General features: G+C 71.4%; 19 protein-coding genes. 11 read left to right on the top strand and 8 right to left on the bottom strand.

Features of this window, described 5'->3' with window-relative positions; all coding sequences use genetic code 11:
* The first annotated feature begins 103 nt into the window (after positions 1–103).
* The 3 genes from ACZ62B_RS22375 (at position 104) to ACZ62B_RS22365 (ending at position 4,052) form a co-directional block, all read left to right on the top strand.
* Positions 104–547, top strand: a complete 444-nt coding sequence (locus ACZ62B_RS22375) for an RrF2 family transcriptional regulator (protein ID WP_344565026.1) — start codon at positions 104–106, stop codon at positions 545–547.
* A 302-nt stretch (positions 548–849) separates the two neighbouring features.
* The gene (locus ACZ62B_RS22370; RefSeq protein WP_361739677.1) at positions 850–2,211 is read left to right on the top strand and encodes a glutamine synthetase family protein; all 1,362 of its coding nucleotides are present in this window, start codon (positions 850–852) and stop codon (positions 2,209–2,211) included.
* 296 nt (positions 2,212–2,507) lie between these two features.
* Complete coding sequence (locus ACZ62B_RS22365) at positions 2,508–4,052, top strand: pectate lyase family protein (RefSeq protein ID WP_469691825.1); 1,545 nt, start codon at positions 2,508–2,510, stop codon at positions 4,050–4,052.
* Between the two features lie 266 nt (positions 4,053–4,318).
* Here the strand turns inward: ACZ62B_RS22365 and ACZ62B_RS22360 are convergent, their stop codons facing one another.
* The 6 genes from ACZ62B_RS22360 to ACZ62B_RS22335 all read right to left on the bottom strand — a co-directional run bounded on the left by ACZ62B_RS22360 (position 4,319) and on the right by ACZ62B_RS22335 (position 7,497).
* Entirely contained in the window at positions 4,319–5,029 is a 711-nt protein-coding gene (locus tag ACZ62B_RS22360; protein WP_344565032.1) for a DUF3618 domain-containing protein, read from the bottom strand.
* On the bottom strand, positions 5,005–5,433 hold the full coding sequence (locus ACZ62B_RS22355) for a phage holin family protein (RefSeq protein ID WP_344565034.1): 429 nt from the start codon (positions 5,431–5,433) through the stop codon (positions 5,005–5,007). The genes ACZ62B_RS22360 and ACZ62B_RS22355 overlap by 25 nt, the downstream gene beginning before the upstream one ends.
* Position 5,434: 1 nt before the next feature.
* Positions 5,435–6,070 (bottom strand): hypothetical protein, encoded by a 636-nt coding sequence (locus tag ACZ62B_RS22350; RefSeq protein ID WP_344565036.1) that lies wholly within the window; start codon positions 6,068–6,070, stop codon positions 5,435–5,437.
* Between the two features lie 274 nt (positions 6,071–6,344).
* On the bottom strand, positions 6,345–6,791 hold the full coding sequence (locus ACZ62B_RS22345; protein WP_344565038.1) for a PIN domain-containing protein: 447 nt from the start codon (positions 6,789–6,791) through the stop codon (positions 6,345–6,347).
* Positions 6,788–7,030 (bottom strand): type II toxin-antitoxin system Phd/YefM family antitoxin, encoded by a 243-nt coding sequence (locus tag ACZ62B_RS22340; protein ID WP_344565040.1) that lies wholly within the window; start codon positions 7,028–7,030, stop codon positions 6,788–6,790. The genes ACZ62B_RS22345 and ACZ62B_RS22340 overlap by 4 nt, the downstream gene beginning before the upstream one ends.
* A gap of 26 nt (positions 7,031–7,056) precedes the next feature.
* Positions 7,057–7,497: a VOC family protein gene (locus ACZ62B_RS22335; protein WP_468724223.1), complete on the bottom strand. Its 441-nt coding sequence runs from the start codon at positions 7,495–7,497 to the stop codon at positions 7,057–7,059.
* Positions 7,498–7,726: 229 nt separating this feature from the next.
* Here ACZ62B_RS22335 and ACZ62B_RS22330 point away from each other — a divergent pair, with 229 nt between their 5' ends.
* A complete protein-coding gene (locus ACZ62B_RS22330) occupies positions 7,727–10,726 on the top strand; it encodes a bifunctional [glutamine synthetase] adenylyltransferase/[glutamine synthetase]-adenylyl-L-tyrosine phosphorylase (protein WP_344565044.1) in 3,000 nt (999 codons plus the stop codon).
* A 153-nt stretch (positions 10,727–10,879) separates the two neighbouring features.
* Here ACZ62B_RS22330 and ACZ62B_RS22325 read toward each other — a convergent pair whose 3' ends face one another.
* Positions 10,880–11,749, bottom strand: a complete 870-nt coding sequence (locus ACZ62B_RS22325) for a phosphatase PAP2 family protein (protein WP_344565046.1) — start codon at positions 11,747–11,749, stop codon at positions 10,880–10,882.
* A 329-nt stretch (positions 11,750–12,078) separates the two neighbouring features.
* Between ACZ62B_RS22325 and ACZ62B_RS22320 the strand changes: the two genes are divergently transcribed.
* Positions 12,079–12,720, top strand: a complete 642-nt coding sequence (locus tag ACZ62B_RS22320; protein ID WP_344565085.1) for an alpha/beta fold hydrolase — start codon at positions 12,079–12,081, stop codon at positions 12,718–12,720.
* Between the two features lie 15 nt (positions 12,721–12,735).
* Here ACZ62B_RS22320 and ACZ62B_RS22315 read toward each other — a convergent pair whose 3' ends face one another.
* Entirely contained in the window at positions 12,736–13,773 is a 1,038-nt protein-coding gene (locus tag ACZ62B_RS22315; RefSeq protein WP_344565050.1) for a LacI family DNA-binding transcriptional regulator, read from the bottom strand.
* Between the two features lie 423 nt (positions 13,774–14,196).
* Here ACZ62B_RS22315 and ACZ62B_RS22310 point away from each other — a divergent pair, with 423 nt between their 5' ends.
* From ACZ62B_RS22310 to ACZ62B_RS22285, 6 genes are all read left to right on the top strand, one after another.
* Positions 14,197–15,468 (top strand): extracellular solute-binding protein, encoded by a 1,272-nt coding sequence (locus ACZ62B_RS22310; RefSeq protein ID WP_344565052.1) that lies wholly within the window; start codon positions 14,197–14,199, stop codon positions 15,466–15,468.
* 97 nt (positions 15,469–15,565) lie between these two features.
* The gene (locus ACZ62B_RS22305) at positions 15,566–16,570 is read left to right on the top strand and encodes a carbohydrate ABC transporter permease (RefSeq protein WP_344565054.1); all 1,005 of its coding nucleotides are present in this window, start codon (positions 15,566–15,568) and stop codon (positions 16,568–16,570) included.
* Between the two features lie 13 nt (positions 16,571–16,583).
* Positions 16,584–17,495, top strand: coding sequence for a sugar ABC transporter permease (locus ACZ62B_RS22300; protein WP_344565056.1), 912 nt, complete (start codon positions 16,584–16,586; stop codon positions 17,493–17,495).
* A gap of 145 nt (positions 17,496–17,640) precedes the next feature.
* Positions 17,641–19,335, top strand: coding sequence for a glycoside hydrolase family 13 protein (locus ACZ62B_RS22295; protein ID WP_344565058.1), 1,695 nt, complete (start codon positions 17,641–17,643; stop codon positions 19,333–19,335).
* 177 nt (positions 19,336–19,512) lie between these two features.
* Entirely contained in the window at positions 19,513–19,935 is a 423-nt protein-coding gene (locus tag ACZ62B_RS22290) for a hypothetical protein (RefSeq protein ID WP_468724217.1), read from the top strand.
* A gap of 187 nt (positions 19,936–20,122) precedes the next feature.
* A partial coding sequence (locus tag ACZ62B_RS22285; protein WP_469691818.1) for an alpha-amylase family glycosyl hydrolase occupies positions 20,123–24,044 on the top strand: 3,922 nt, incomplete at its 3' end.

Here is a 24,044-nt window from a genome sequence, read left to right as displayed (position 1 = left end):
GGCGAGCCGTAGGGTTCACGGCCATCGGAACCGGACCGCACCCGGCGGACCCCACCCCCCGGAAAACTTGAACCCCAGATGCGTATTACCTACGCTCTCTGCCATGCGGCTCCTCCGCTCCACAGACCTGGCCCTCCGCGTCCTCATGCGCCTCGCCGTGGCCGGCGACTCCAACCCGACGACGCGCGACGTCTCGGAAGCCATGGACGTGCCCTACACGCACGCCGCGAAGGTGGTCGCCGAGCTCCAGCACATGGGCCTGCTGACGGCCCGCCGCGGCCGGGGCGGCGGTCTGGGCCTCACGGAGGAGGGCCGTACCGCCTCGGTGGGCGCGGTGGTCCGGGCCTTCGAGGGCGAGGGGGACGTCGTCGACTGCGAGGGCACCGCCACCTCGTCCCCCTGCCCGCTGAACTCGGCCTGCCGGCTGCGCGGCGCCCTGCGCGGGGCCCAGGAGGCGTTCTTCGCCTCGCTGGACCCGGTCACGGTGGCGGACATCGTCTCGGCCCCCACCGGCCCCCTCCTGCTGGGCATCTCCCCGAGGCCGTGAACCGCCCGCCACGCCCGTTACGGATGTCGGCCCGAGCGGGCAAGATGGGTCCCGGAGCGGTACACCTGTCGTGTGCGAGACGTTCGAGCCACGGCAGGCCGACCGACCGGGCCGACCGACCGGGCCGACCGACCGGGCCGACCGACCGGGCCGACCGACCGGGCCGACCGGCCAGGCCGTCCGATCAAGGTCGGCAACGCGTATGAAACGCTGGTGTGGTGGGATGCTCGCAATGCCCGGCCGTCTCCCCGGGGCGTGGGAGCGGACAGGCGGCCTGACCGGCAAGGATGGGGAAGCGGAAGATGGACAAGCAGCAGGAGTTCGTGCTCCGGACGTTGGAGGAGCGCGACATCCGGTTCGTGCGCCTGTGGTTCACCGACGTCCTGGGCTTCCTCAAGTCCGTGGCGGTCGCCCCCGCCGAACTCGAGCAGGCCTTCGACGAGGGGATCGGCTTCGACGGCTCCGCCATCGAGGGCTTCGCCCGGGTGTACGAGTCCGACATGATCGCCAAGCCGGACCCGTCGACGTTCCAGATCCTCCCCTGGCGCGCCGAGGCCCCCGGCACGGCCCGCATGTTCTGCGACATCCTCATGCCGGACGGCTCCCCGTCCTTCGCCGACCCGCGCTACGTCCTCAAGCGCGCCCTCGCCCGCACCTCCGACCTGGGCTTCACCTTCTACACCCACCCGGAGATCGAGTTCTTCCTGCTGAAGGACAAGCCGCTGGACGGCAGCCGCCCGACCCCCGCGGACAACTCCGGCTACTTCGACCATACCCCGCAGAACGTCGGCATGGACTTCCGCCGCCAGGCGATCACCATGCTGGAGTCGATGGGCATCTCGGTGGAGTTCTCCCACCACGAGGGCGCCCCCGGCCAGCAGGAGATCGACCTCCGTTACGCGGACGCGCTCTCCACGGCGGACAACATCATGACGTTCCGCCTGGTCATGAAGCAGGTGGCCCTCGAACAGGGTGTCCAGGCGACCTTCATGCCGAAGCCCTTCTCCGAGCACCCCGGCTCCGGCATGCACACCCACCTCTCCCTCTTCGAGGGCGACCGCAACGCGTTCTACGAGTCCGGCGCGGAGTACCAGCTCTCCAAGGTGGGCCGTTCCTTCATCGCGGGCCTGCTGCGGCACGCGGCGGAGGTGTCCGCGGTCACCAACCAGTGGGTCAACTCCTACAAGCGCATCTGGGGCGGCACGGAGCGCACGGCGGGCGCCGGCGGCGAGGCCCCGTCGTACATCTGCTGGGGCCACAACAACCGCTCGGCGCTGGTGCGCGTGCCCATGTACAAGCCCGGCAAGACCGGCTCGGCGCGCGTGGAGGTCCGCTCCATCGACTCCGGCGCCAACCCGTACCTGACCTACGCCGTCCTGCTGGCCGCCGGCCTGAAGGGCATCGAGGAGGGCTACGAGCTCCCGCCGGGCGCCGAGGACGACGTGTGGGCCCTGTCCGACGCGGAACGCCGCGCGCTGGGCATCGAGCCCCTGCCGCAGAACCTGGGCGAGGCCCTGACCCTGATGGAGCGCAGCGACCTGGTCGCCGAGACCCTCGGTGAGCACGTCTTCGACTTCTTCCTGCGCAACAAGAAGCAGGAGTGGGAGGAGTACCGCTCGGAGGTCACGGCCTTCGAACTGCGCAAGAACCTGCCGGTGCTCTGAGCCCCGCACGCGGCGTTCCAGGGGGCCGACGGTCACGCACCGTCGGCCCCCGACTGCTGTGCGCGCCCTTCCGCGACTAAACCGGAACCTAACCGGAATCCACCTCTCCGTAACTGCGCAGAACCTTGCCAGCCCCTCGAACGTGGCCCTACTGTCGCGACGAACAGAAAGAAAGCGCTTTCTCGCCGATGGGTCGGCTCACCCCGCCTCCCCTCATCGGTTGTACTGACATGCCCATGACATAAGGCAGCTCGGTGCGGAACGCCCGGCACATGAGAGCGAAAGGCGAGACGAGAATGAGACGATCAGTCGCAGTGCGACTCTCCGCGGTCCTGGCCACGGGAGCCCTGGCGGCGGCGACCGGTGTGGCCCTGTCCACCTCCACGGCATCCGCCGCGACCGGCGGTGTCACCGGCTACGCGACCCAGAACGGCGGGACCACCGGCGGCGCGGGCGGCCAGACGGTCCGCGCCACCACCGGCACCGCGATCCACCAGGCCCTCTGCAACCGGGCCAGCAGCTCCACCCCGATCGTCATCCAGGTCGAGGGCACCATCAACCACGGCAACACCACCAAGGTGTCCGGCGACAGCTGCAGCACCGCGGAAGACAAGATCGAGCTCAAGCAGATCAGCAACGTCACGATCGTCGGGGTCGGCAACGGCGCCGTCTTCGACCAGCTGGGCATCCACATCCGGGAGTCCAGCAACATCATCATCCAGAACGTGACGATCCGGAACGTCAAGAAGTCCGGCTCGCCCACGTCGAACGGCGGCGACGCCATCGGCATGGAAAGCGATGTCCGCAACGTCTGGGTCGACCACACCACGCTGGAGGCGTCCGGCGGCGAGTCGGAGGGCTACGACGGCCTCTTCGACATGAAGGACAACACCCAGTACGTGACGCTGTCCTACAGCACCCTGCGCAACTCCGGCCGCGGCGGCCTGATCGGCTCCAGCGAGAGCGACACCTCGAACGGGTACGTCACGTTCCACCACAACCTGTACGAGAACATCGACTCCCGTGCGCCCCTGCTGCGCGGCGGCATCGCGCACATCTACAACAACCACTACAAGAACCTGAACGAGTCCGGCATCAACTCCCGGGCCGGCGCCCGCGCCAAGGTGGACAACAACTACTTCGAGGACTCCAAGGACGTCCTCGGCACCTTCTACACCGACGCGGCCGGCTACTGGCAGGTCAGCGGCAACATCTTCGACAACGTGACCTGGTCCGAGCGCAGCGGCGACAACAACCCCGCGGGCCCGAACCCGACGTCGAACACCTCGGTCGGCATCCCGTACGCGTACACCCTCGACGCGGCCAACTGCGTGCCGGGCGTGGTGAGCCAGACGGCGGGCGCCAACAAGGGCCTGAAGGTCTCCGACGGCAGCTGCACCCCGCAGAACCCGGACCCGACCGACCCCGACCCGACGGACCCGGACCCGACCGACCCGGACCCCACTGACCCGCCCGCCGGCACCAACCTCAGCATCGGCGCGGGCTCCGACGGCTCCTCCAAGGCCGACGGCACGAGCTACGGCAACGTCCGCGACGGCGACATGAGCACGTACTGGTCGCCGTCCGGCTCGACCGGCTCCGTCTCGATCAAGTGGGGCTCGGCCACCACCGTCTCCAAGATCAACATCAGGCAGGCGTCGGGCTCGGGCACCATCGGCTCCTACCGCGTCCTCAACCACGACACGGGCGCCGTCCTGGCCTCCGGCAGCGGAGCGGGCGTCATCGGCTTCTCCGCGACCTCCCTGAACAAGATCACCTTCGAGATCACCAGCGCCTCGGGCACCCCGAGGATCGCCGAATTCGAAACGTACGCGAGCTGACCGCGCCGGGGGCCGCCCTCGGGGCGGCCCCCGGCCTCCGGCCCCCGGCCCCCGGCCTCCGGCCCCCGGCCCCCGGCCTCCGGCCCCCGGCCCCCGGCCTCCGGCCCCCGGCCTCCGGCCCCCGGCCCCCGGCCTCCGGCCTCCGGCCCCCGTCGTCCCCGGCGCGGACCGCCGGAGTCACCGGCCGCCCACCACGGCGGGAGGAAGCCCTGTCCACGGCCCGTCCGGGCCGTCGACAGGGCTTCCTCCGTCCGCCGCGCCCGGTCTCAGGCCGGGCCGGAGCGGCGGCCGGTCTCGTCCTTGAGGCTGCGGCCGGATTCCTTGGCCTGGTCGGTGACCTGGCCGGCCCGGTCGCGGGCCTCGTCCTGGGTGGTACGGGCCGCCTGTTGCGCGGTGTCCTTCACCTCCGTGGCCGCGCTCTGCGTGACCTCCTTGGCGCCTTCCTTCAGATGCTGCGCGGACTCGGTGGCGGCCTGCTTCACCGGCTCCAGCGCCTCGGCGCCGCGCTCCATCAGCTCGGACGCCTTCCGCTGTTCCTTCTCGGAGGCGGGCACCATCGAGGCGGCCAGCAGGCCGACGCCGAAGGCGACCAGGCCGGCGGCCAGCGGGTTGCCCTGCGTCTGGCGGCGGGCCATCTCGGGCGTCTGCTGGACGGCCTGTCCCGCCTGACCGGCGGCCTCGCGGGCCGAGTCGGCCGCCCGCCCGGTGCCCTCCTGCACCGAACCGGCCGCCGAGCCCGCCGCCGACTGCACCGAACCGGCCGCCGACCGGGCGGTGCCGGCCATGCCGTGCGCCGTGTACGAGGCGGTGCCCATGACGCGGTCACGGACGCCCGACACCGTGCGGCGCATCCTCGCCCTGCGGCGGCGGGCCATGCGGCGCGGGCTGGCCCGGTCGGCGAGCCGGTCCACGTCCGCGGACAGCTGGTTGCGGGTGGCCGCGATCTCGGCCCTCATTTGGTCGGGTGACGTGCCCATTCCGCGTCCTCCTTCAGGGTCTGGACGGTGTGCTCGGGCTTCGGCGAGACGGTGCGCATCTTCGCGCGGCCCTTCTGGTACAGCACGGCCGCGGCGGCGGCCCACAGCGCGGCGACGATCAGCGCGGCCCAGCCGCCGTCCATCACGTTGGCCAGGCCGAACATGGCCGCCAGCGACAGGAACAGCAGGACCATGTAGCCGGCGAACCCGGCACCGCCGTACATCCCGGCGGCCTTGCCCGCCTTGGTGCCCTCCTCCTTGATCTCGGCCTTGGCCAGCTCCACCTCCTGGCGGAAGAGGACCTGGATGTCGGAGGTCACCCGGGACAGCAGCTCGCCCGTGGACCGCTCCCCTTCGTACGGCTCGGCCGAGCGGGCCCGGGACAGCGGGGACATCGTGGCCATCTCACGCCTCCGGGAACGGGCGGCCCGGCGTGCCGAGGCTCGGCGGAGTGGACGGCGCGGGCGGTGCGGTCCCCGGCGGGGGAGCGACCGGCAGGGCCTCGGGAGCCGGGGCCGCGGTGACCCGCCGCTGTTGTCCGTCCCCGTCGGCCCGGGAGGCCGTCTGCGTCACCTTCGCCAGGCGTCCGACGGCCAGTCCGGCCAGCAGGGCGCCGCCGAGGAAGGCGCCGGGGCGGCGGCGGGCGAAGCCCTGGAGGTCGGCGGCGATGCCTTCGACCCCCTGCCGCTCCAGATAGTCGGCAGCCCGCCGGCCCCTGTCGCCGGCCCGTGCCGCCAGGCCCCGGGCGGGCGAGTCGTGCTCGGCGCGTGCGGCCAGGTCGGAGAAGTCGTCCGCCCACTGCCGCAGCGTGCCGGCCGCCCGCCTGGTCTGCCCGTCCGCCTCGTCGATCGCGCGGCCGCGCAGGTCCTCGATGACCGTACCGGCCTGCTGCCGCGCCTCACCCACGACGGTCCGGGCCTGTTCCGCCGCGGTCCCCGCCACCTGGCCGGCGGCCTGCCTGGCCTGGCCGGCCGTCGCGGAGGTCTCTGCCTTGACCTTGTCTCCGGTACTCCCGGATCCGGTTCGTACGGACTCACTCATCGGCGACTTCCCCTCATCGGATGTGCTGGGTGCGGCTCCTGCTCCCAAGGGCCGGCCGACACACGCCGGAGGCCTGCGCCGGCCGGAACACGAAGCCGCCCGTAACGCGACGGGTCGCCATTTGTCCTGGATTGACACGTGATGACGGGATCGGATATCGGGAGTGGCAGGTGGCGGACAGCACCCGTCCGCCACCCGCAGGGGAGTGCGGGAGACGGAGATGATCCGCGAGGGCGTCCACCGGATCGCCTTGGCGCACCGCGTCCGGGTGGCGCTACAGGTCGTCGGGCAGGAGCCGGAACGACCTGTGTCCGGTCAGCGGTCGGATCATGCGGAAGTGCAGGTCCGAGGTGAACATGACGTCGGTGTGGTAGGCCGCGGCCAGGGCGACGTTCATCGCGTCCGTGAGTCCGACGCCCTTGCCTCCGTCCGCGTCCTTGTACCCCTCCGCGACGGCGATGGCGGAGCTCAGGTGGACGCTCAGGGACGGTACTTCGAACCGGCGGGTGGCCACGTTGCGTTCCACGAACCGGGCGGCCACGACAGCCTTCTCGGCGCCGGCCCTGGTGGCGATGAGGTAGTCCAGTTCGGCCAGGACCATGGGGGAGATGACGAGATGGCTGATGGAGGCCAGGGCGTTCCTGTGTGCCTCGTGGCCGGACAGCTTGGGGTCCAGCAAGCGGTACAGCGCGTTCGTGTCGGCGATGGCGATGAGACTCAAGTTCCCATCCCCTTGAGCGTCTCCTCGATCTCGTCGTCGTCGAGGTCGGGCAGTCCCAGGTCGGGAAGGTCGAGATCCCCCATGGGGTCCGTGGGGTAGGCGGGGACGTCTTCCTCCGAGATCGGTATTACACGGGCGACGGCGACGCCGTTCTTGGTGACCGTGACGGTCTCTCCGCGTGCAGCCGCAGCGAGGATCTGGGAAGACCTCTGATTGAATTCGCGGGCCGTAGTCTCCATGTAGTACATGTTACTACGTGGGCGTCCTACGCCCCGGCGAGATCCCCCAGCACCTTGTGCAGCGGCTCCGTCGCCCGTCGCCGGTACTCCTGTACCGCCCAGCCGTTGCCGTCCGGGTCCGTGAAGTACATGAAGGTCGCGCCGTCGGCCGGGGCGTACTCGACCGGGTCGGAGACGTCCAGGCCCCGGGCGGTCAGTTCCGCGTGGGCCGCCTTGATGTCGGCGACGCAGAGCTGGAGCCCCCGGTAGGAGCCGGGGGCCGGGGTGGGGCCCGGGGTCATCTCCCAGATGCTGTCGCCCAGGGCGATCGAGCAGCCGGAGCCGGGCGGGGTGAGCTGGACGATGCGCATGCCCGGCATGACCTCCTGGTCGATGTCGACGTGGAAGCCGACCTTGTCCCGGTAGAAGTCCCTGGCGCGGTCGATGTCGCTCACCGGGAGCGGGATCACTTCGAGGGTCATGTCCATGGAACAACGACTCCTTCGTCGGCGTATCGGCTGACCGCCACCCGGCCCGGCCGGACGGCTGTCCCCACCGAATCCGAAAACCGTCCGCCGCGCCACCGAAATGCCGACAGAGGCATGTCTCGCCACGCCCCGGGCCAGGGCCCCGTACTCCGGATAGGCTCATGGCCGTACGACCCTGATCCGAGGCATGTGCGGCGGGCACAGGCACGAGGCACGAGGGAGGCCGGGGATGACGTCGGCGCCGGGGCGCAGGAGCAGTACCTTCACGCGGCTGCTGCGGCACGGTTTCACCGATCCGTCCGCAGCCGAGCGGCTGCTCGACAGCGCCGGACTCGCGCTGGTGCGCAACGACCCCGTACTGCTGGACGCCCTCGGCGCCACCGCCGACCCCGATCTCGCGCTGCGGGGCCTGGTGCGGCTGCTGGAGGCGCAGGACGGGCCCACCGCACGCCAGGAGCTGCTGGACACGCTGATCGCCGCCAAGCCGCTGCGGGACCGGCTGCTCGGGGTGCTCGGCGCGTCCGAGGCGCTCGCCGACCACCTGGCCCGGCACCCGAGCGACTGGCAGGCCCTCGTCACCTACGAGCCGCGCGACCTGCACCCGGGCGTCGAGGAGTTCGAGCGGGGCCTCGCCGGGGCCGGCGACCCGGTCTCGCTGCGCGTCGCCTACCGGCGCTGTCTGCTGTCCATCGCCGCCCGTGACGTCTGCGGCACCATCGAGGTCGCCCAGACCGCCGCCGAGCTCGCCGACCTCGCCACCGCCACCCTGCGCGCCGCCCTCGCCCTCGCCGGGGCCGCCGCGCCCGGGGACGCCGCGCTGTGCCGGCTCGCGGTGATCGCGCTGGGCAAGTGCGGGGGACACGAGCTGAACTACGTCTCCGACGTCGACGTCGTCTTCGTCGGCGAGGCGGTGGACGGGGCCGACGAGGACAAGGCGCTGCGCGCCGCGACCCGGCTCGCCGCGCACATGATGCGGATCTGCTCCGAGACCACCGTCGAGGGCTCCATCTGGCCCGTCGACGCCAACCTCCGCCCCGAGGGCCGCAACGGGCCGCTGGTGCGCACCCTCGCCTCCCACCTCGCCTACTACCAGCGCTGGGCCAAGACCTGGGAGTTCCAGGCGCTGCTCAAGGCCCGCCCGGTCGCCGGCGACCTCGCGCTCGGCGAGGAGTACGTCGCCGCGCTCCAGCCGCTGGTGTGGGGGGCCGCCGAGCGGGAGAACTTCGTCGCCGACGTGCAGAAGATGCGCCGCCGGGTGGTGGCGAACATCCCCGCCGCCGAGATCGACCGCCAGCTCAAGCTGGGCCCGGGGGGCCTGCGGGACGTCGAGTTCGCGGTGCAGCTGCTGCAACTGGTGCACGGCCGCTCCGACGCCTCGCTGCGCAGCGGCACCACCCTCGACGCGCTGAAGGCCCTCGCCGCCGGCGGCTACGTCGGCCGCGCGGACGCCGCCCAGCTCGACGACGCCTACCGCTTCCTGCGCTCCATGGAGCACCGCATCCAGCTCCACCGGCTGCGCCGCACCCACCTCGTCCCCGAGGACGAGGCGGACCTGCGCCGCCTGGGCCGCTCCCTCGACCTGCGCACCGACCCGGTCGCCACCCTGACCCGGGAGTGGAAGCGGCACGCCTCCGTCGTGCGGCGGCTGCACGAGAAGCTGTTCTACCGGCCGCTGCTGGACGCCGTCGCCGCGCTCGCCCCCGGCGAGGCCCGGCTCAGCGCCGAGGCCGCGCGGGAGCGGCTGATCGCGCTCGGGTACGCCGATCCGGCCGCCGCGCTGCGCCACCTGGAGGCGCTGGCGTCCGGGGTCACCCGCAAGGCCGCCATCCAGCGCACCCTGCTGCCGGTGCTGCTCGGCTGGTTCGCGGACTCCGCCGACCCGGACGCCGGTCTGCTCACCTTCCGCAAGGTCTCCGACGCGCTCGGCAAGACGCCCTGGTACCTGCGGCTGCTGCGCGACGAGGGCGCCGCCGCCGAGAACCTGGCCCGCGTGCTGTCCGCCGGGCGGCTCGCCCCCGACCTGCTGATGCGCGCCCCCGAGGCGGTGGCGCTGCTCGGCGACGGGGGCGGCGGGCTCGAACCGCGGCCCCGCGCCCATCTGGAGCAGGAGATCCTCGCCGCCGTCCGCCGCGCCGACAACGCCGTCCAGGGCGTCACGGCCGCCCGCGGGGTGCGCCGCCGCGAACTGTTCCGTACGTCCGCCGCCGACATCGTCGGCTCCTACGGCACCGAGTCGCAGCCCGCCGAGGCCGACCAGGGCGCCCTGGTGGACCTGGTGGGCGGCGCGGTGTCCGACCTGACGGCCGCCACCCTCGCCGGCACGCTCCGCGCGGTGGTCCGCGAGGGCTGGGGCGACACCCTCCCCACCCGGTTCGCGATCATCGGCATGGGCCGCTTCGGCGGGCACGAGCTGGGCTACGGCTCCGACGCGGACGTCCTGTTCGTGCACGAACCGCGCGACGGCGTGGACGAGCGGGAGGCCGCCGAGGCCGCGGGCAAGGTGGTCGCCGAGATGCGCCGCCTGCTGCAGATACCGAGCGCCGACCCGCCCCTGATCGTCGACGCCGACCTGCGCCCGGAGGGCAAGTCCGGCCCGCTGGTGCGCACGCTCAAGTCGTACGAGGCGTACTACCGCCGCTGGTCGCTGGTGTGGGAGCGGCACGCGCTGCTGCGCGCCGAGCACGTCGCCGGGGACGAGGACCTGGGCCGCCGCTTCACCGGGCTGATCGACCCGCTGCGCTATCCGGCCGCCGGGCTCGACGAGGAGGCCGTCCGCGAGATCCGGCGGCTGAAGGCCCGTATGGAGTCCGAGCGGCTGCCGCGCGGCGCCGACCCCAAGCTGCACGCCAAGCTCGGGCCGGGCGGGCTGTCCGACGTGGAGTGGACCGTGCAGCTCTTCCAGCTGCGGCACGGCGCCGAGGTGCCGGGCCTGCGCACGACCCGCACGCGGCAGGCGCTGGCCGCCGCCCGCGCGGCCGGGCTGATCTCCGAGGACGACGCCTCCACCCTCGACGAGGCCTGGGTGCTCGCCACCCGCGTGCGCAACGCGGTGATGCTGGTCCGGGGCCGGGCCGGGGACACCTTCCCCACCGTCCCCCGCGAACTGGGCGCCGTCGGCCGCTACCTGGGCTACGGCCCCGGCCACGCCGGCGACATGCTCGACGCGTACCGGCGTACGGCGCGGCGGGCGCGGGGCGTGGTGGAGGAGCTGTTCTACGGGGGGCTGTGACCCCTCCGACGGGGCCCGGCCCCCCTGAGGCCGCCCCGGCCCGTCGTGTCGTACGGGGCGGCGTTGCCCCGTCTCCCCGACAAGGGCGGCGGTTCGGCCGTCGCCCGGGGCAGGAGCCCAGGCCCTCGAGGGGTGCCGCCCGGTCCCACCGGGTTAGCCCTGTTTCGGCACCGGGATCCGGTCCGGCTCCCGTTTCCGCTGTCCGGGCACCCGCCTCGGCAGGGCGTACGGCTGACGGCCGTACCAGAGCAGTGCGATGCCGTAGCCGAAGGCCAGGCAGAGGACGCCGCCCACCGCGTCCAGCCAGAAGTGGTTGGCGGTGGCGACGATGACCACCAGCGTGGCCGCCGGGTACACCAGGCCCAGCACCCGCACCCAGGGGACGGTGGCCAGCGCGAAGATCGTCAGCCCGCACCACACCGACCAGCCGATGTGCATCGACGGCATCGCGGCGTACTGGTTCGACATGTTCTTCAGATCGCCGGAGGCCATCGACCCCCACGTCTGGTGGACCATGACGGTGTCGACGAAGTCCTGGCCGTTCATCAGCCGGGGCGGGGCGAGCGGATACAGGTAGTAGCCGACGAGGGCGATGCCGGTGGTGGTGAAGAGGACCAGGCGGGTCGCCGCGTACCGGCCGGGATGACCACGGTAGAGCCACACCAGGACACCCAGCGTCACCACGAAGTGCAGGGTGGCGTAGTAATAGTTCATGCCGACGATGAGCCAAGTCACCGAGTTCACGGCGTGGTTGACGGACTCCTCGACGGCGAGGCCCAGTTGCTGTTCGAGCCGCCAGATCCAGTCGGCGTTGCGCAGCGCCTCGGCCCGCTGTTCCGGCACGGCGTTGCGGACGAGCGAGTACGTCCAGTAACTCACCGCGATCAGCAGGATCTCGAACCACAGCCGGGGCCGGCGGGGGGTGCGCAGACGGCGCAGGCGGCCCGGCCCCGTCTCTTCCGCGACGGGGTGCGCTGCGGCCTCTTGCCGGCCTTCCAGCGTTGTCACCGTCGTGTCACCCATGGGCCAGAGTCTGCCAGAAAAGACCCTCCCCCAGATCATCCCCCGGTCGGGCTCTGCCCGCATGCCCTCGTAGGGGATGTGCCCGCGTTCTCCTACCAGGGGACTAGGCCGGTCCGGCGCACCGTCGGGGTCCGGTCCGGACGGCAGGTCCTACGGGACGGGCGCGGACGTGAGGCCGGCCTGGAGGAGGCGGAGGCAGGCGTCGGTCGCGGAGGCCTGTCGGTCGGCCGGGTGCTCGCTGATGGCCTGGAACAGTCCGCACCGCGGTTTCAGCAGGTTCTCGCCGGTGAGGGCGGGGGCCGGGCTTCGGCGGTGCCCGCCCGGACGGCCTGCGGGACGAGGAGGGATACGCGGCCCGGCCCGCCGAGGAGCTGCGGGCCGTCGACGGACCGGTCGACGTCGTCGGCCACGACCGGGGCGCCCACCTGGCGATACGGGTCGTCTCCGCCCACGACGTCCCGGTACGCAGCCGGGTGTGCGACGTCGCGTACGGCTGGCACCCCGACTACCGGTGGCACGAGGCGGCCGCCCTGTGGCAGAAGAGCCCCGAGGGGGAGCGGTCGCTGGCCGCGGCCCGCGAAGCGTCTTTCCGCAGTGGCCTGACCTTCGGCGACCACCTCATGTCCCAAGGGATGAACCCCGGCATGGCGAAGGAGATCGACGACGCCCACGACGCGGAGACGAGCGAGGCCGCCCTGCTGCTCTACCGCTCGGCCACGCCCGATCTCCACGCCGACCGGGGACAGGACCTCGACCGCCCCACCAAGGCACCGGGACTGGTCCTGGTGCCGACCGGCGATCCCATGACGCGGCTCACGGCCGACCAGGACATGGCGCGCCGACTCGGCGCCGGGCTGACGGAACTCGACGGCCTCACCCACGGGTGGATGCTCCAGGACCCCGACCGCGTCGCGGGGGTGCTGCGCCGTTTCTGGTCCTCACTCCCCACCGGGCCGGACGGGTCCGCGTGAGGCGGGCCGCGACCGTCAGCCGGGACGGTTCCGGTCGCCGGGGGCCGAAGCGGTCGAACCGCGCACCACCAGTTCCGGCATGAACACGAACTCGCTGTGCGGCGCGGGCGTTCCGCCGATCTCCTCCAGCAGCGTGCGCACCGCGGCCTGGCCCATCGCCGGGACCGGCTTGCGGACCGTGGTCAGCGGCGGGTCGGTGAAGGCGATCAGCGGGGAGTCGTCGAAGCCGACCACCGAGATGTCCTTCGGCACGTCCAGACCGCGCTGCCGGGCCGCCCGTATCGCGCCCAGCGCCATCATGTCGCTCGCGCACACCACCGCCGTGCAGTCGCGGTCCATCAGCGCGGTGGCGGCGGCCTGGCCGCCCTCCAGCGTGTACAGCGAGTGCTGGACCAGCTCGGTCTCGACCGTCTCGGCGCTCAGGCCGAGCTGCTCCTGCACGGCGCGCACGAAACCCTCGATCTTGCGCTGCACCGGCACGAACCGCTTCGGCCCGAGCGCCAGCCCGATCCGGGTGTGGCCGAGGGAGGCGAGGTGGGTGACGGCGAGCGCCATCGCGGCCCGGTCGTCGGGGGAGATGAACGGCGCCTGCACCTTCGGCGAGAAACCGTCCACGAGCACGAACGGCACGCCCTGCGCCCGCAGCCGCTCGTAGCGCTGGGTGTCGGCGGTGGTGTCCGCGTGCAGTCCGGAGACGTAGATGATGCCGGCCACCCCGCGGTCCACGAGCATCTCGGTGAGCTCGTCCTCCGTCGACCCGCCCGGGGTCTGGGTGGCGAGCACCGGCGTGTAGCCCTGCCGGGTCAGCGCCTGCCCGATGACCTGGGCCAGCGCCGGGAAGATCGGGTTCTCCAGCTCCGGGGTGATCAGACCGACCAGGCCCTCGCTGCGCTGCCGCAGCCGCACCGGGCGCTCGTAGCCGAGGACGTCGAGGGCGGCGAGCACGGACTGGCGGGTGGTGGCGGCGACGCCCGGCTTGCCGTTGAGGACGCGGCTGACGGTCGCCTCGCTCACCCCCGCCTGAGCAGCGATATCGGCAAGGCGTGTGGTCACAGGACTGGACTGTAGCTGCCGGTTCTCCCCTTGCACACCGATCGGACGCCTGGTGCGCGCCGTCGAACGGCCCGCTGTGGGCTGCTGGGTCATCGCGGTCCCTCAAGTCGTGGTCGGCGTCCGGTCCGCAACGGATGATTCCCCCGGCGGCAACGGATGGCAAGTGCTTGCAGAGTCTTGCACAACAGTCCGAACCCCTGTCGTACGGGCGGAAACCCGGGTTGCCGGGCGGTCGAGAACAGGTCACGGCGGCATAACTCTCAGCGGCTCTTGCAAAACTTTTCTGCAAGGTCTTTCGAAAAGGTTCCAGCGCTGTTACGTTCACGTCGCCCGGCGGCGGCAACGGCGCCCTCGGCAAGTCAGCAGGACGGCAGACGGGGCCGACCCTGCACCACACGGGCTTTCACCCTCAAGGAGAACCTCATGCGGCGTGGCATAGCGGCCACCGCGCTGGTGGCGTCCCTCGCCCTCGCGGCGACGGCCTGCGGCGGCGACAGCGACAGCGGCGACTCGGCCGGCGGCCCGGTCACCATCACCTGGTGGGACACCTCCAACGCGACCAACGAGGCGCCGACGTACAAGGCCCTGGTCAAGGAGTTCGAGGCCGCCAACAAGGACATCAAGGTCGAGTACGTCAACGTCCCCTTCGACCAGGCGCAGAACAAGTTCGACACCGCCGCCGGCGCGTCGGGCGCCCCCGACGTGCTGCGCGCCGAGGTCGGCTGGACCCCCGCCTTCGCCAAGAAGAGCTTCCTGCTGCCGCTGGACGGCACCGAGGCCCTCGCCGAGCAGGACAAGTTCAAGCCCAACCTGATCGAGCAGGCCAAGTACGAGGGCAAGACCTACGGCGTCCCGCTGGTCACCGACACCCTCGCCTTCGTGTACAACAAGGCCCTGTTCGAGAAGGCCGGCGTCGAGGCCCCCAAGACCTGGGACGACCTGAAGAAGGCCGCCGCCACCATCAAGGACAAGACCGGCGTCGACGGCTACTGGGGTTCCACCGCCGGCTACTACGCCCAGCCGTTCCTGTACGGCGAGGGCACCGACACCGTCGACGTCGACGCCAAGAAGGTCACCGTCAAGTCGCCCGCCGCCGAGAAGGCGTACGGCACCTGGCTGGACCTCTTCGACGGCAAGGGCCTGCACAAGGCCGACGTCACCGCCGACGCCTACGCGCACATCCAGGACGCGTTCATCAACGGCAAGGTCGCCTCGATCATCCAGGGCCCGTGGGAGATCACCAACTTCTACAAGGGCTCCGCGTTCAAGGACAAGAACAACCTCGGCATCGTCACCGTCCCGGCCGGCTCCACCGGCAAGGCGGGCGCCCCGACCGGCGGCCACAACCTCTCCGTCTACGCCGGCTCCAGCAAGGACAAGCAGGCCGCCGCGCTGAAGTTCGTCAACTTCATGACCTCGGCCAAGGCGCAGGAGACCGTCGCGCTGAAGAACTCCACGCTGCCCACCCGCGACGACGCCTACACCGACGCGGTCAAGGCCGACCCGGGCATCGCCGGCTACCAGACGGTCCTCTCCGCCGCCCAGCCGCGCCCGGCCCTGCCCGAGTACAGCTCCCTGTGGGGCCCCCTGGACGACGAGCTGCCGCAGATCGCGAGCGGCAAGGAGTCCCTGGACAAGGGCCTCGGTGACGCGGAGACCGCGATCGCCAAGCTGGTGCCGGACTTCAGCAAGTAACGCCCGTGTGGCCGCCGGACCCGTTTCCAGGAGGGGAGGGTCCGGCGGTCGCCGGCCTGTGTGCCGTACCCCTTGACCATCCAGAAGGTGCCGAACCATGACAGTCGCCATCGACCGCGCGACCGGCAAGCGCCGCGGTGACCGCGCGCCCCGCCCCGGGCCGGTCAGCCGTCTCAAGCGCGGATACCAGAAGCACTGGTACGCCTACGCCATGATCGCGCCGGTGGCGCTCGTGCTCGGCGTCATCGTGCTGTACCCCCTGGCATACGGGCTCTACCTCACCCTCACCGACGCCGACAGCCTGAACTCGGCCCGCACCATCGGCGTCAACGAGATCGAGGCCACCTACAAGTTCATCGGCATCGACAACTACGCCGACATCCTGTGGGGCGAGACGGCCTACGACCGCTTCTGGTCCAAGTTCATCTGGACGATCGTGTGGACGGCCGCCTGCGTCGCCCTGCACTACGGCATCGGCCTGGGCCTGGCCCTGCTGCTCAACCAGAAGCTGCGCGGCCGCACCCTCTACCGGCTGGTCCTCATCCTGCCGTGGGCCGTGCCGACCTTCGTCACCGTCTTCGGCTGGCGCTTCATGCTCGCCGACTCCGGCATCATCAACGACGGCCTGAGCGCCCTCGGCCTGCCCACCCCGGCGTGGCTGGAGGACACCTTCTGGCAGCGGTTCGCCGCCATCATGGTCAACACCTGGTGCGGTGTGCCGTTCATGATGATCTCCCTGCTCGGCGGCCTGCAGTCCATCGACGCCAGCCTGTACGAGGCGGCCGAGATGGACGGCGCCAACGCCTGGCAGCGCTTCCGCCACGTCACCCTGCCCGGCCTGCGCTCGGTCAGCTCCACCGTGGTCCTGCTCGGCGTCATCTGGACCTTCAACCAGTTCGCCGTCATCTTCCTGCTGTTCGGCAACACCGCCCCGGAGGCACAGATCCTCGTGACCTGGGCCTACCAGCTCGGCTTCGGACAGCAGCCGCGCGAGTTCGCCGAGTCCGCGGCCTACGGCATGCTCCTGCTGGCCATCCTCGTCGTCTTCACCTCCTTCTACCGCCGCTGGCTGAACCGCAATGAGCAGCAGCTCGCGATCTGAGGCAGGAGTCCCCATGAGCACATCCACCGTCACCACCACTGCTCCGGCGGACCGGCCTGCCGACGAGAAGCCCGCGCCCCGCCCGTCCCGCCGGCGCGGCGAGAGCGGCCTCCTGGCCCGCCTCACCACGCACGGCGTGCTGACCGTGGCCAGCCTGATCGCGCTGTTCCCGGTCGCCTGGCTGGTCTTCCTGTCCCTCGGCCCCGACAAGGACGACTATCTGCGCCCCGGCGGCATCTGGGGCAAGATGACGCTGGACAACTACACGTTCGTCCTGCAGAACACGAACTTCTTCGACTGGCTGAAGAGCTCGCTGATCGTCTCGCTCGGCACCACGTTCATCGGTGTCCTGGTCGCCGCCACCACCGGCTACGCGGTCTCCCGCATGCGGTTCCCGGGCTACAGGAAGTTCATGTGGGTGCTTCTGCTCACCCAGATGTTCCCCGTGGCCGTCCTGATGGTCCCGATGTACCAGATCCTCTCGGACCTGCAGCTCGTCGACAGTTACCTTGGACTCATCCTCGTCTACTGCTCGACGGCGGTGCCGTACTGCGCCTGGCTGATGAAGGGCTACTTCGACACCATCCCGTTCGAGATCGACGAGGCGGGACGCGTCGACGGGCTGACCCCCTTCGGCACGTTCGCGCGGCTGATCCTGCCGCTCGCCAAGCCCGGGCTGGCGGTCGCCGCGTTCTACAGCTTCATCACCGCGTTCGGCGAGGTCGCCTTCGCCACGACGTTCATGCTCGACGACGAGAAGTACACGCTCGCCGTCGGTCTGCAGAGCTTCGTCAGCGAGCACGACGCACAGCGCAACCTCATGGCCGCCACCGCGGTCCTGATCGCGATACCGGTCTCCGCGTTCTTCTACCTCGTGCAGAAGAACCTGGTCACCGGCCTCACCGCCGGCGGCACGAAGGGCTGACCCCCTTCGGCCGACGACTCCCGCGCGCCTGACTCGCGCGGGTAGGCGGCCGCGGTGTCCATCCGACCCCGCCGTCACCGCGGCCGCCTCGTCTCCAGCCGCGCACCCCCACTCGTCTCCCGACCGCACTCGTATCAAGGACGACATGAGCCAGCAGCACTCCGCCGCCCCGGCCCCGACCCCCACCACCGACGCGGCCGTCGCCACCGTCACCCGGCGCCGCGACTGGTGGCGGGACGCGGTGATCTACCAGGTGTACCCGCGCAGCTTCGCCGACAGCAACGGCGACGGCATGGGCGACCTGGAAGGCATCCGCTCCCGCCTGCCGTACCTGCGCGACCTCGGCGTGGACGCCGTGTGGCTCAGCCCCTTCTACGCCTCCCCGCAGGCCGACGCCGGCTACGACGTCGCCGACTACCGCGCCGTCGACCCCATGTTCGGCACCCTGCTCGACGCGGACGCCCTGATCCGGGACGCCCACGGTCTCGGCCTCAGGATCATCGTCGACCTGGTCCCGAACCACTCCTCCGACCAGCACGAATGGTTCAAGCGCGCCCTCGCCGAGGGCCCCGGCTCGCCCTCCCGCGACCGCTACCACTTCCGCCCCGGCAAGGGCGCCGACGGCGAGCTGCCGCCCAACGACTGGGAGTCGATCTTCGGCGGCCCCGCCTGGACCCGCGTCACCGAGCCCGACGGCACCCCCGGCGAGTGGTACCTGCACCTGTTCGCCCCCGAGCAGCCCGACTTCAACTGGGAGCACCCGGCCGTCGGCGACGAGTTCCGCTCCATCCTCCGCTTCTGGCTGGACATGGGCGTGGACGGCTTCCGCATCGACGTCGCCCACGGCATGGTGAAGGCGGAAGGGCTTCCCGACCTTGGATCCCATGAGCAACTGAAGCTGCTGGGCAACGATGTCATGCCGTTCTTCGACCAGGACGGCGTCCACGACATCTACCGCCAGTGGCGGCTCATCCTCGACGAGTACAGCGGAGAGCGCATCTTCGTCGCCGAGGCGTGGACCCCGACCGTCGAGCGCACCGCCAACTACGTCCGCCCCGACGAACTGCACCAGGCGTTCAACTTCCAGTACCTGGGCACCCACTGGGACGCCGGGGAACTGCGCACGGTCATCGACCGCACCCTGGACGCCATGCGCCCGGTCGGCGCCCCCGCCACCTGGGTCCTCTCCAACCACGACGTCACCCGCCACGCCACCCGCTTCGCCAACCCGGCGGGCCTCGGCACCCAGATCCGCCTGGCCGGCGACCGCGAGCTGGGCCTGCGCCGCGCCCGCGCCGCCACCCTGCTGATGCTGGCGCTGCCCGGTTCGGCCTACGTCTACCAGGGCGAGGAGCTGGGCCTGCCGGACGTCGTCGACCTCCCCGACGAGGTGCGCCAGGACCCGGCGTACTTCCGGGGCGCCGGCCAGGACGGCTTCCGCGACGGCTGCCGCGTCCCGATCCCGTGGACCCGCGAGGGCTCCTCGTACGGCTTCGGCGACGGCGGAAGCTGGCTGCCGCAGCCGGCGGGCTGGGGCGAGCTGAGCGTCGAGGCGCAGACCGGCACGCCCGACTCGACCCTGGAGCTGTACCGCTCCGCGCTCGCCGTCCGCCGGGACCAGGCCGACCTGGGCGCCGGCGACGCGGTGGAGTGGCTGCGCGCCCCCGAGGGCGTCCTCGCCTTCCGGCGCGGAGAGTTCGTGTGCGTCGCCAACACCACGGGCGAGTCGGTGACGACCCCGTCGTACGGCCGTGTCCTGCTCGCCAGCGGTGAGGTGGAGGAGACGGCCGGCGAGGCGAAGCTGCCGGCCGACACGACCGTGTGGTGGACCACGGCCTGACGCCGAAGTCCCGCCCAGGGCCCGCCGCTCCGACCGGAGCGGCGGGCCCTCGCGCCCTCCGTCGTCCATGTCGCGCAGATCCGACAGCCGTGTCCCGGTGGCGACCTGCCCGGGGTCGGCGCCGTGCGGCAGGGCGATCCGTTCGGCGCTGACGTTCTCGCCGCGGAAGAAGGCGAGGTGGGTGTAGGGCTCCTGCTCGCGCCAGGAGCGGGCGATCCGGGCGAGGCCCTCCAGCGGGTCGCGTCCGCACGGCCGCGCCGCCTGCCCGTCGTCCGTGCCGCTGGCGCGGAACCGGCGTCCCCGGACGGGGTCGATCCGGTCCGTCGACTCCGCCTGCCCGGTGACGAGGCCGGCGGCCGGCCCCTCGCCCGGGGAGTGCGCCGCGAGGTGCTCGGCGAGATGACGGACGGCGTCCTCGGCGGCGGAGTACAGCACCTCGTCGAGGTCCCGGGTCGCGAAGACCTCGTGGCAGGGACCGTCGTAGCCGTGCGCGGTGCCGATGGGCGGCGGCACGGCGCCGTCGAGCAGGTCGGAACCGGCGGCCGTCCGGTGCCGGGCCAGTCTGATGGTCTCCTCCGTGATCCGCATGGGGGCCAGTAGGGAGCCGGGCACCGACACCGGCCGACGACGCCGTGCAAGTTCTTACCGTTACTTTCAGAACCCTTGCTGTAAAGCTTTCAACGGCGATACGGTCACGCCGACGCTCCGGTGACGTGGCCGAGACAGGCCGTGCCGCGGCGTATGGGGTCGGACCCGAAATGAGCCGTAAGCGCAAGGAGTTCTCGCCTTGATACCCAGATGGCCCGCGCCCCCGGGGCGCCGCACCGCGCGCGGCAGACGCGTCGCCGCCGTCACCGTGGCCGCGCTCGCCGCCGCCCTGGTGCAGCCGGTCGCCGCCAGCGCCGCGACCCCGCCCGCGCCGCCCTCGGACGCGAAGCTCGCCAAGTCGCCCGCGCGGCACGATCTGACCCGCGAGCAGTTCTACTTCGTCCTGCCGGACCGTTTCGCCAACGGCGACGCGAAGAACGACCGCGGCGGACTGACCGGCTCCCGCCTCACCACCGGGTACGACCCCACCGACAAGGGCTTCTACCAGGGCGGTGACCTCAAGGGCCTGACGAAGAGGCTCGACTACATCAAGGGGCTCGGCACCACCGCCATCTGGATGGCGCCCATCTTCAAGAACCAGCCCGTGCAGGGCACCGGCAAGGACGCCTCCGCCGGTTACCACGGTTACTGGATCACCGACTTCACCCAGGTCGACCCGCACTTCGGCACCAACGAGGACCTCGAGACCCTCATCGACAAGGCCCACGCCAAGGGCATGAAGGTCTTCTTCGACGTCATCACCAACCACACCGCCGACGTCGTCGACTACGAGGAGAAGTCCTACGGCTACCTCTCCAAGGGCGCCTTCCCGTACCTGACGAAGGACGGCGAGCCCTTCGACGACGCCGACTACGCCGACGGCTTCCGGAAGTTCCCGCGCGTGGACGGCGGTTCCTTCCCGCGCACCCCGGTCGTGCCCGGGGCGAAGGAGGACCTCAAGGTCCCGTCCTGGCTCAACGACCCGGAGATGTACCACAACCGGGGCGACTCCACCTTCGCCGGCGAGTCCGCCGAGTACGGCGACTTCTCCGGGCTCGACGACCTGTGGACCGAGCGTCCCGAGGTCGTCGACGGCATGGAGAAGATCTACCAGCGGTGGGTCAGGGACTTCGACATCGACGGCTTCCGGATCGACACCGTGAAGCACGTCAACATGGAGTTCTGGACCCAGTGGGCCACCGCCCTGGACGCCTACGCGGCCAAGAAGGGCCGGGACGACTTCTTCATGTTCGGCGAGGTGTACTCCGCCGACACGGACATCACCGCCCCGTACGTCACCCGGGGCCGCCTGGACGCCACGCTCGACTTCCCGTTCCAGGAGGCGGCGCGGCAGTACGCCTCGCAGGGCGGCAGCGCGAAGAAGCTCGCATCGGTCTTCGGCGACGACTACAAGTACGCCACCGACAAGGCCAACGCCTACGAGCAGGTCACCTTCCTCGGCAACCACGACATGGGCCGCTTCGGGACGTTCCTGACGCAGGACAACCCGCAGGCGTCCGAGGCGGAGCTGCTGAAGAAGGACATGCTCGCCAACGAGCTGATGTTCCTCAGCCGCGGCAACCCGGTCGTCTACTACGGCGACGAGCAGGGCTTCACCGGCGCCGGCGGCGACAAGGACGCCCGCCAGACCCTGTTCGCCTCGCGTACGGCTGACTACCTCGACGACAACCTGATCGGCAGCGACCGCACCCACGCCGAGGACACCTACGACACGCGAGCACCGCTCTACCGGCAGATCAGTGCTCTCGCCAAGCTCCGCAAGACCCACCCGGCCCTCACCGACGGCATCCAGCAGGAGCGGTACGCGGCCGACGGCGCGGGCGTCTACGCCTTCTCCCGCACCGCCACGGGCAAGGACACCACCGAGTACGTCGTCGCCTTCAACAACTCCGGTGAGGCGAAGCAGGCCACCTTCGCGACCGGCTCCGCCAAGATGACGTACAAGGGCCTCTACGGCACCGACGCCACCGTCACCAGCGACGCCGACAAGAAGATCACCGTCACCGTCCCGGCCGGCTCGGCGATCGTCCTCAAGGCGTCCGGCCCGCTCGCCGGGCCGGCCGCGAAGCCCACGGTCACCCTCAAGGCCCCCGAGGCGGGCGCCACCGGCACCGTCGAGGTCACCGCCGACGTCGAGGGCGGACAGCTCAACCGGGTCGTCTTCGCCGCCCAGACCGGCGACGGCACGTGGCGGACCCTCGGCTCCGCAGACCACGCCCCCTACAAGGTCACCCACACCATCGGCGAGGACGTCCCCGCCGGCACCGCCCTGCGCTACAAGGCGGTCGTGATCGACTCGGCCGGCCGCACCGCGAGCGCCCTGGCCGCCTCCACCACGGGCACCCCGCCCCTCGAGGAGCCGCCCACCGCCGCCTCCCGCGACTACGCGATCGTCCACTACAAGCGCGCGGACGGCGACTACGACGACTGGGGCCTGTACGCCTGGGGCGACCTGGCGGACGGCGAGGCCACCGAGTGGCCGAACAGCCACCCCTTCACCGGCCGCGACGCCTACGGCGCCTTCGCCTACGTCAAGCTCAAGCCGGGCGCGTCCGACCTCGGCTTCCTCGTCATCGACAAGGAAGGCAACAAGGACGTCTCCACCGACCGCACGATCGACCTCACCAGGACCGGCGAGATCTGGATCGAGCAGGGCAAGGAGACCGTCACCACCGAACGGCCCGAATACCCCGCGCAGGACGAGACCAAGGCGGTGCTCCACTACCACCGCGCCGACGGGAACTACGACGGCTGGGGCCTGCACACCTGGACCGGTGCCGCGAACCCCACCGACTGGTCGAACCCCCTGGAGCCGGTGAAGACTGATGCCTATGGCGCTGTCTTCGAGGTGCCGCTCGCCGAGGGTGCCACCAGCCTCAGCTACATCCTCCACAAGGGCGACGAGAAGGACCTGCCCACCGACCAGTCGCTGGACCTCAAGGCCAACGGCCACGAGGTGTGGCTGTTGAACGGCCAGGAGAAGTACCTGCTGCCGCAGCCGGCCGGCTCGGCGGCGGCGCTCGACCCGACCACCTCCAAGGCGGTCTGGATCGACCGGGACACCGTCGTCTGGGACGGCTCCGAGGCCGCCGCCTCCACCCAGCTCCTCGCCTCCCGCACCGGCTCCATCAAGGTGCAGGACGGTGCGCTGGCCGGCGAGGACGCGCGCTGGATCCGGCTGACGAGCGCGACGCTCACCGACGCCCAGAAGGCGAGGTTCCCGCACCTGAAGGACGGCACCGCCTGGTCCGTCGACCCGCGTGACCGGGACCGGGTGCGCGAGGCCCTGCGCGGTCAGGTCGTCGCCACCCAGCGCGCCGCCAACGGTGCCGTGCTCGCGGCGACCGGCGTGCAGATCGCGGGCGTGCTCGACGACCTCTACGCGGACGGTGCGACGAAGGCGGAGCTCGGCCCGGTGTTCCGCCACGGCCGCCCCACCCTCTCCGTGTGGGCGCCGACCGCGCAGGACGTCTCCCTGGAGATCGGCGGCCGCACCGTCCGGATGCGCCGCGACGACGCCACCGGCGTCTGGTCCGTCACCGGCCCCCGCTCCTGGAAGGGCGAGGAGTACCGGTACAAGGTGAAGGTGTGGGCGCCCAGCACCCGCGAGATCGTCACCAACGAGGTCACCGACCCCTACTCGGTGGCCCTGACCACCGACTCCGAGCGCAGCCTCGTCGTCGACCTCGGCGACCGGTCCCTGAAGCCGCGGGAGTGGTCGACGTACGACAAGCCGAAGGCCGTGCCGCTGAAGGACGCGCAGATCCAGGAGCTGCACATCCGGGACTTCTCCGTGGCGGACCGCACGGCGGACCACCGGGGCACCTACCTGGCCTTCACCGACGAGGACAGCGACGGCAGCGAGCACCTGCGCGAGCTGGCGGAGGCCGGCACCTCGTACGTGCACCTGCTGCCCGCGTTCGACATCGCCACCATCCCCGAGAGGAAGTCCGACCAGCAGACCGTCGACTGCGACCTCGCCTCCTACCCGGCCGACTCCGACAAGCAGCAGGAGTGCGTGGCGAAGGCCGCCGCGAAGGACGCCTACAACTGGGGCTACGACCCCTACCACTACACCGTCCCCGAGGGCTCCTACGCCA

The organism is Streptomyces sp. NPDC053426 (genome assembly GCF_055585405.1).
Note: the sequence above shows the minus strand (reverse complement) of the source record. Positions and strands in the feature narration are given on the sequence as shown.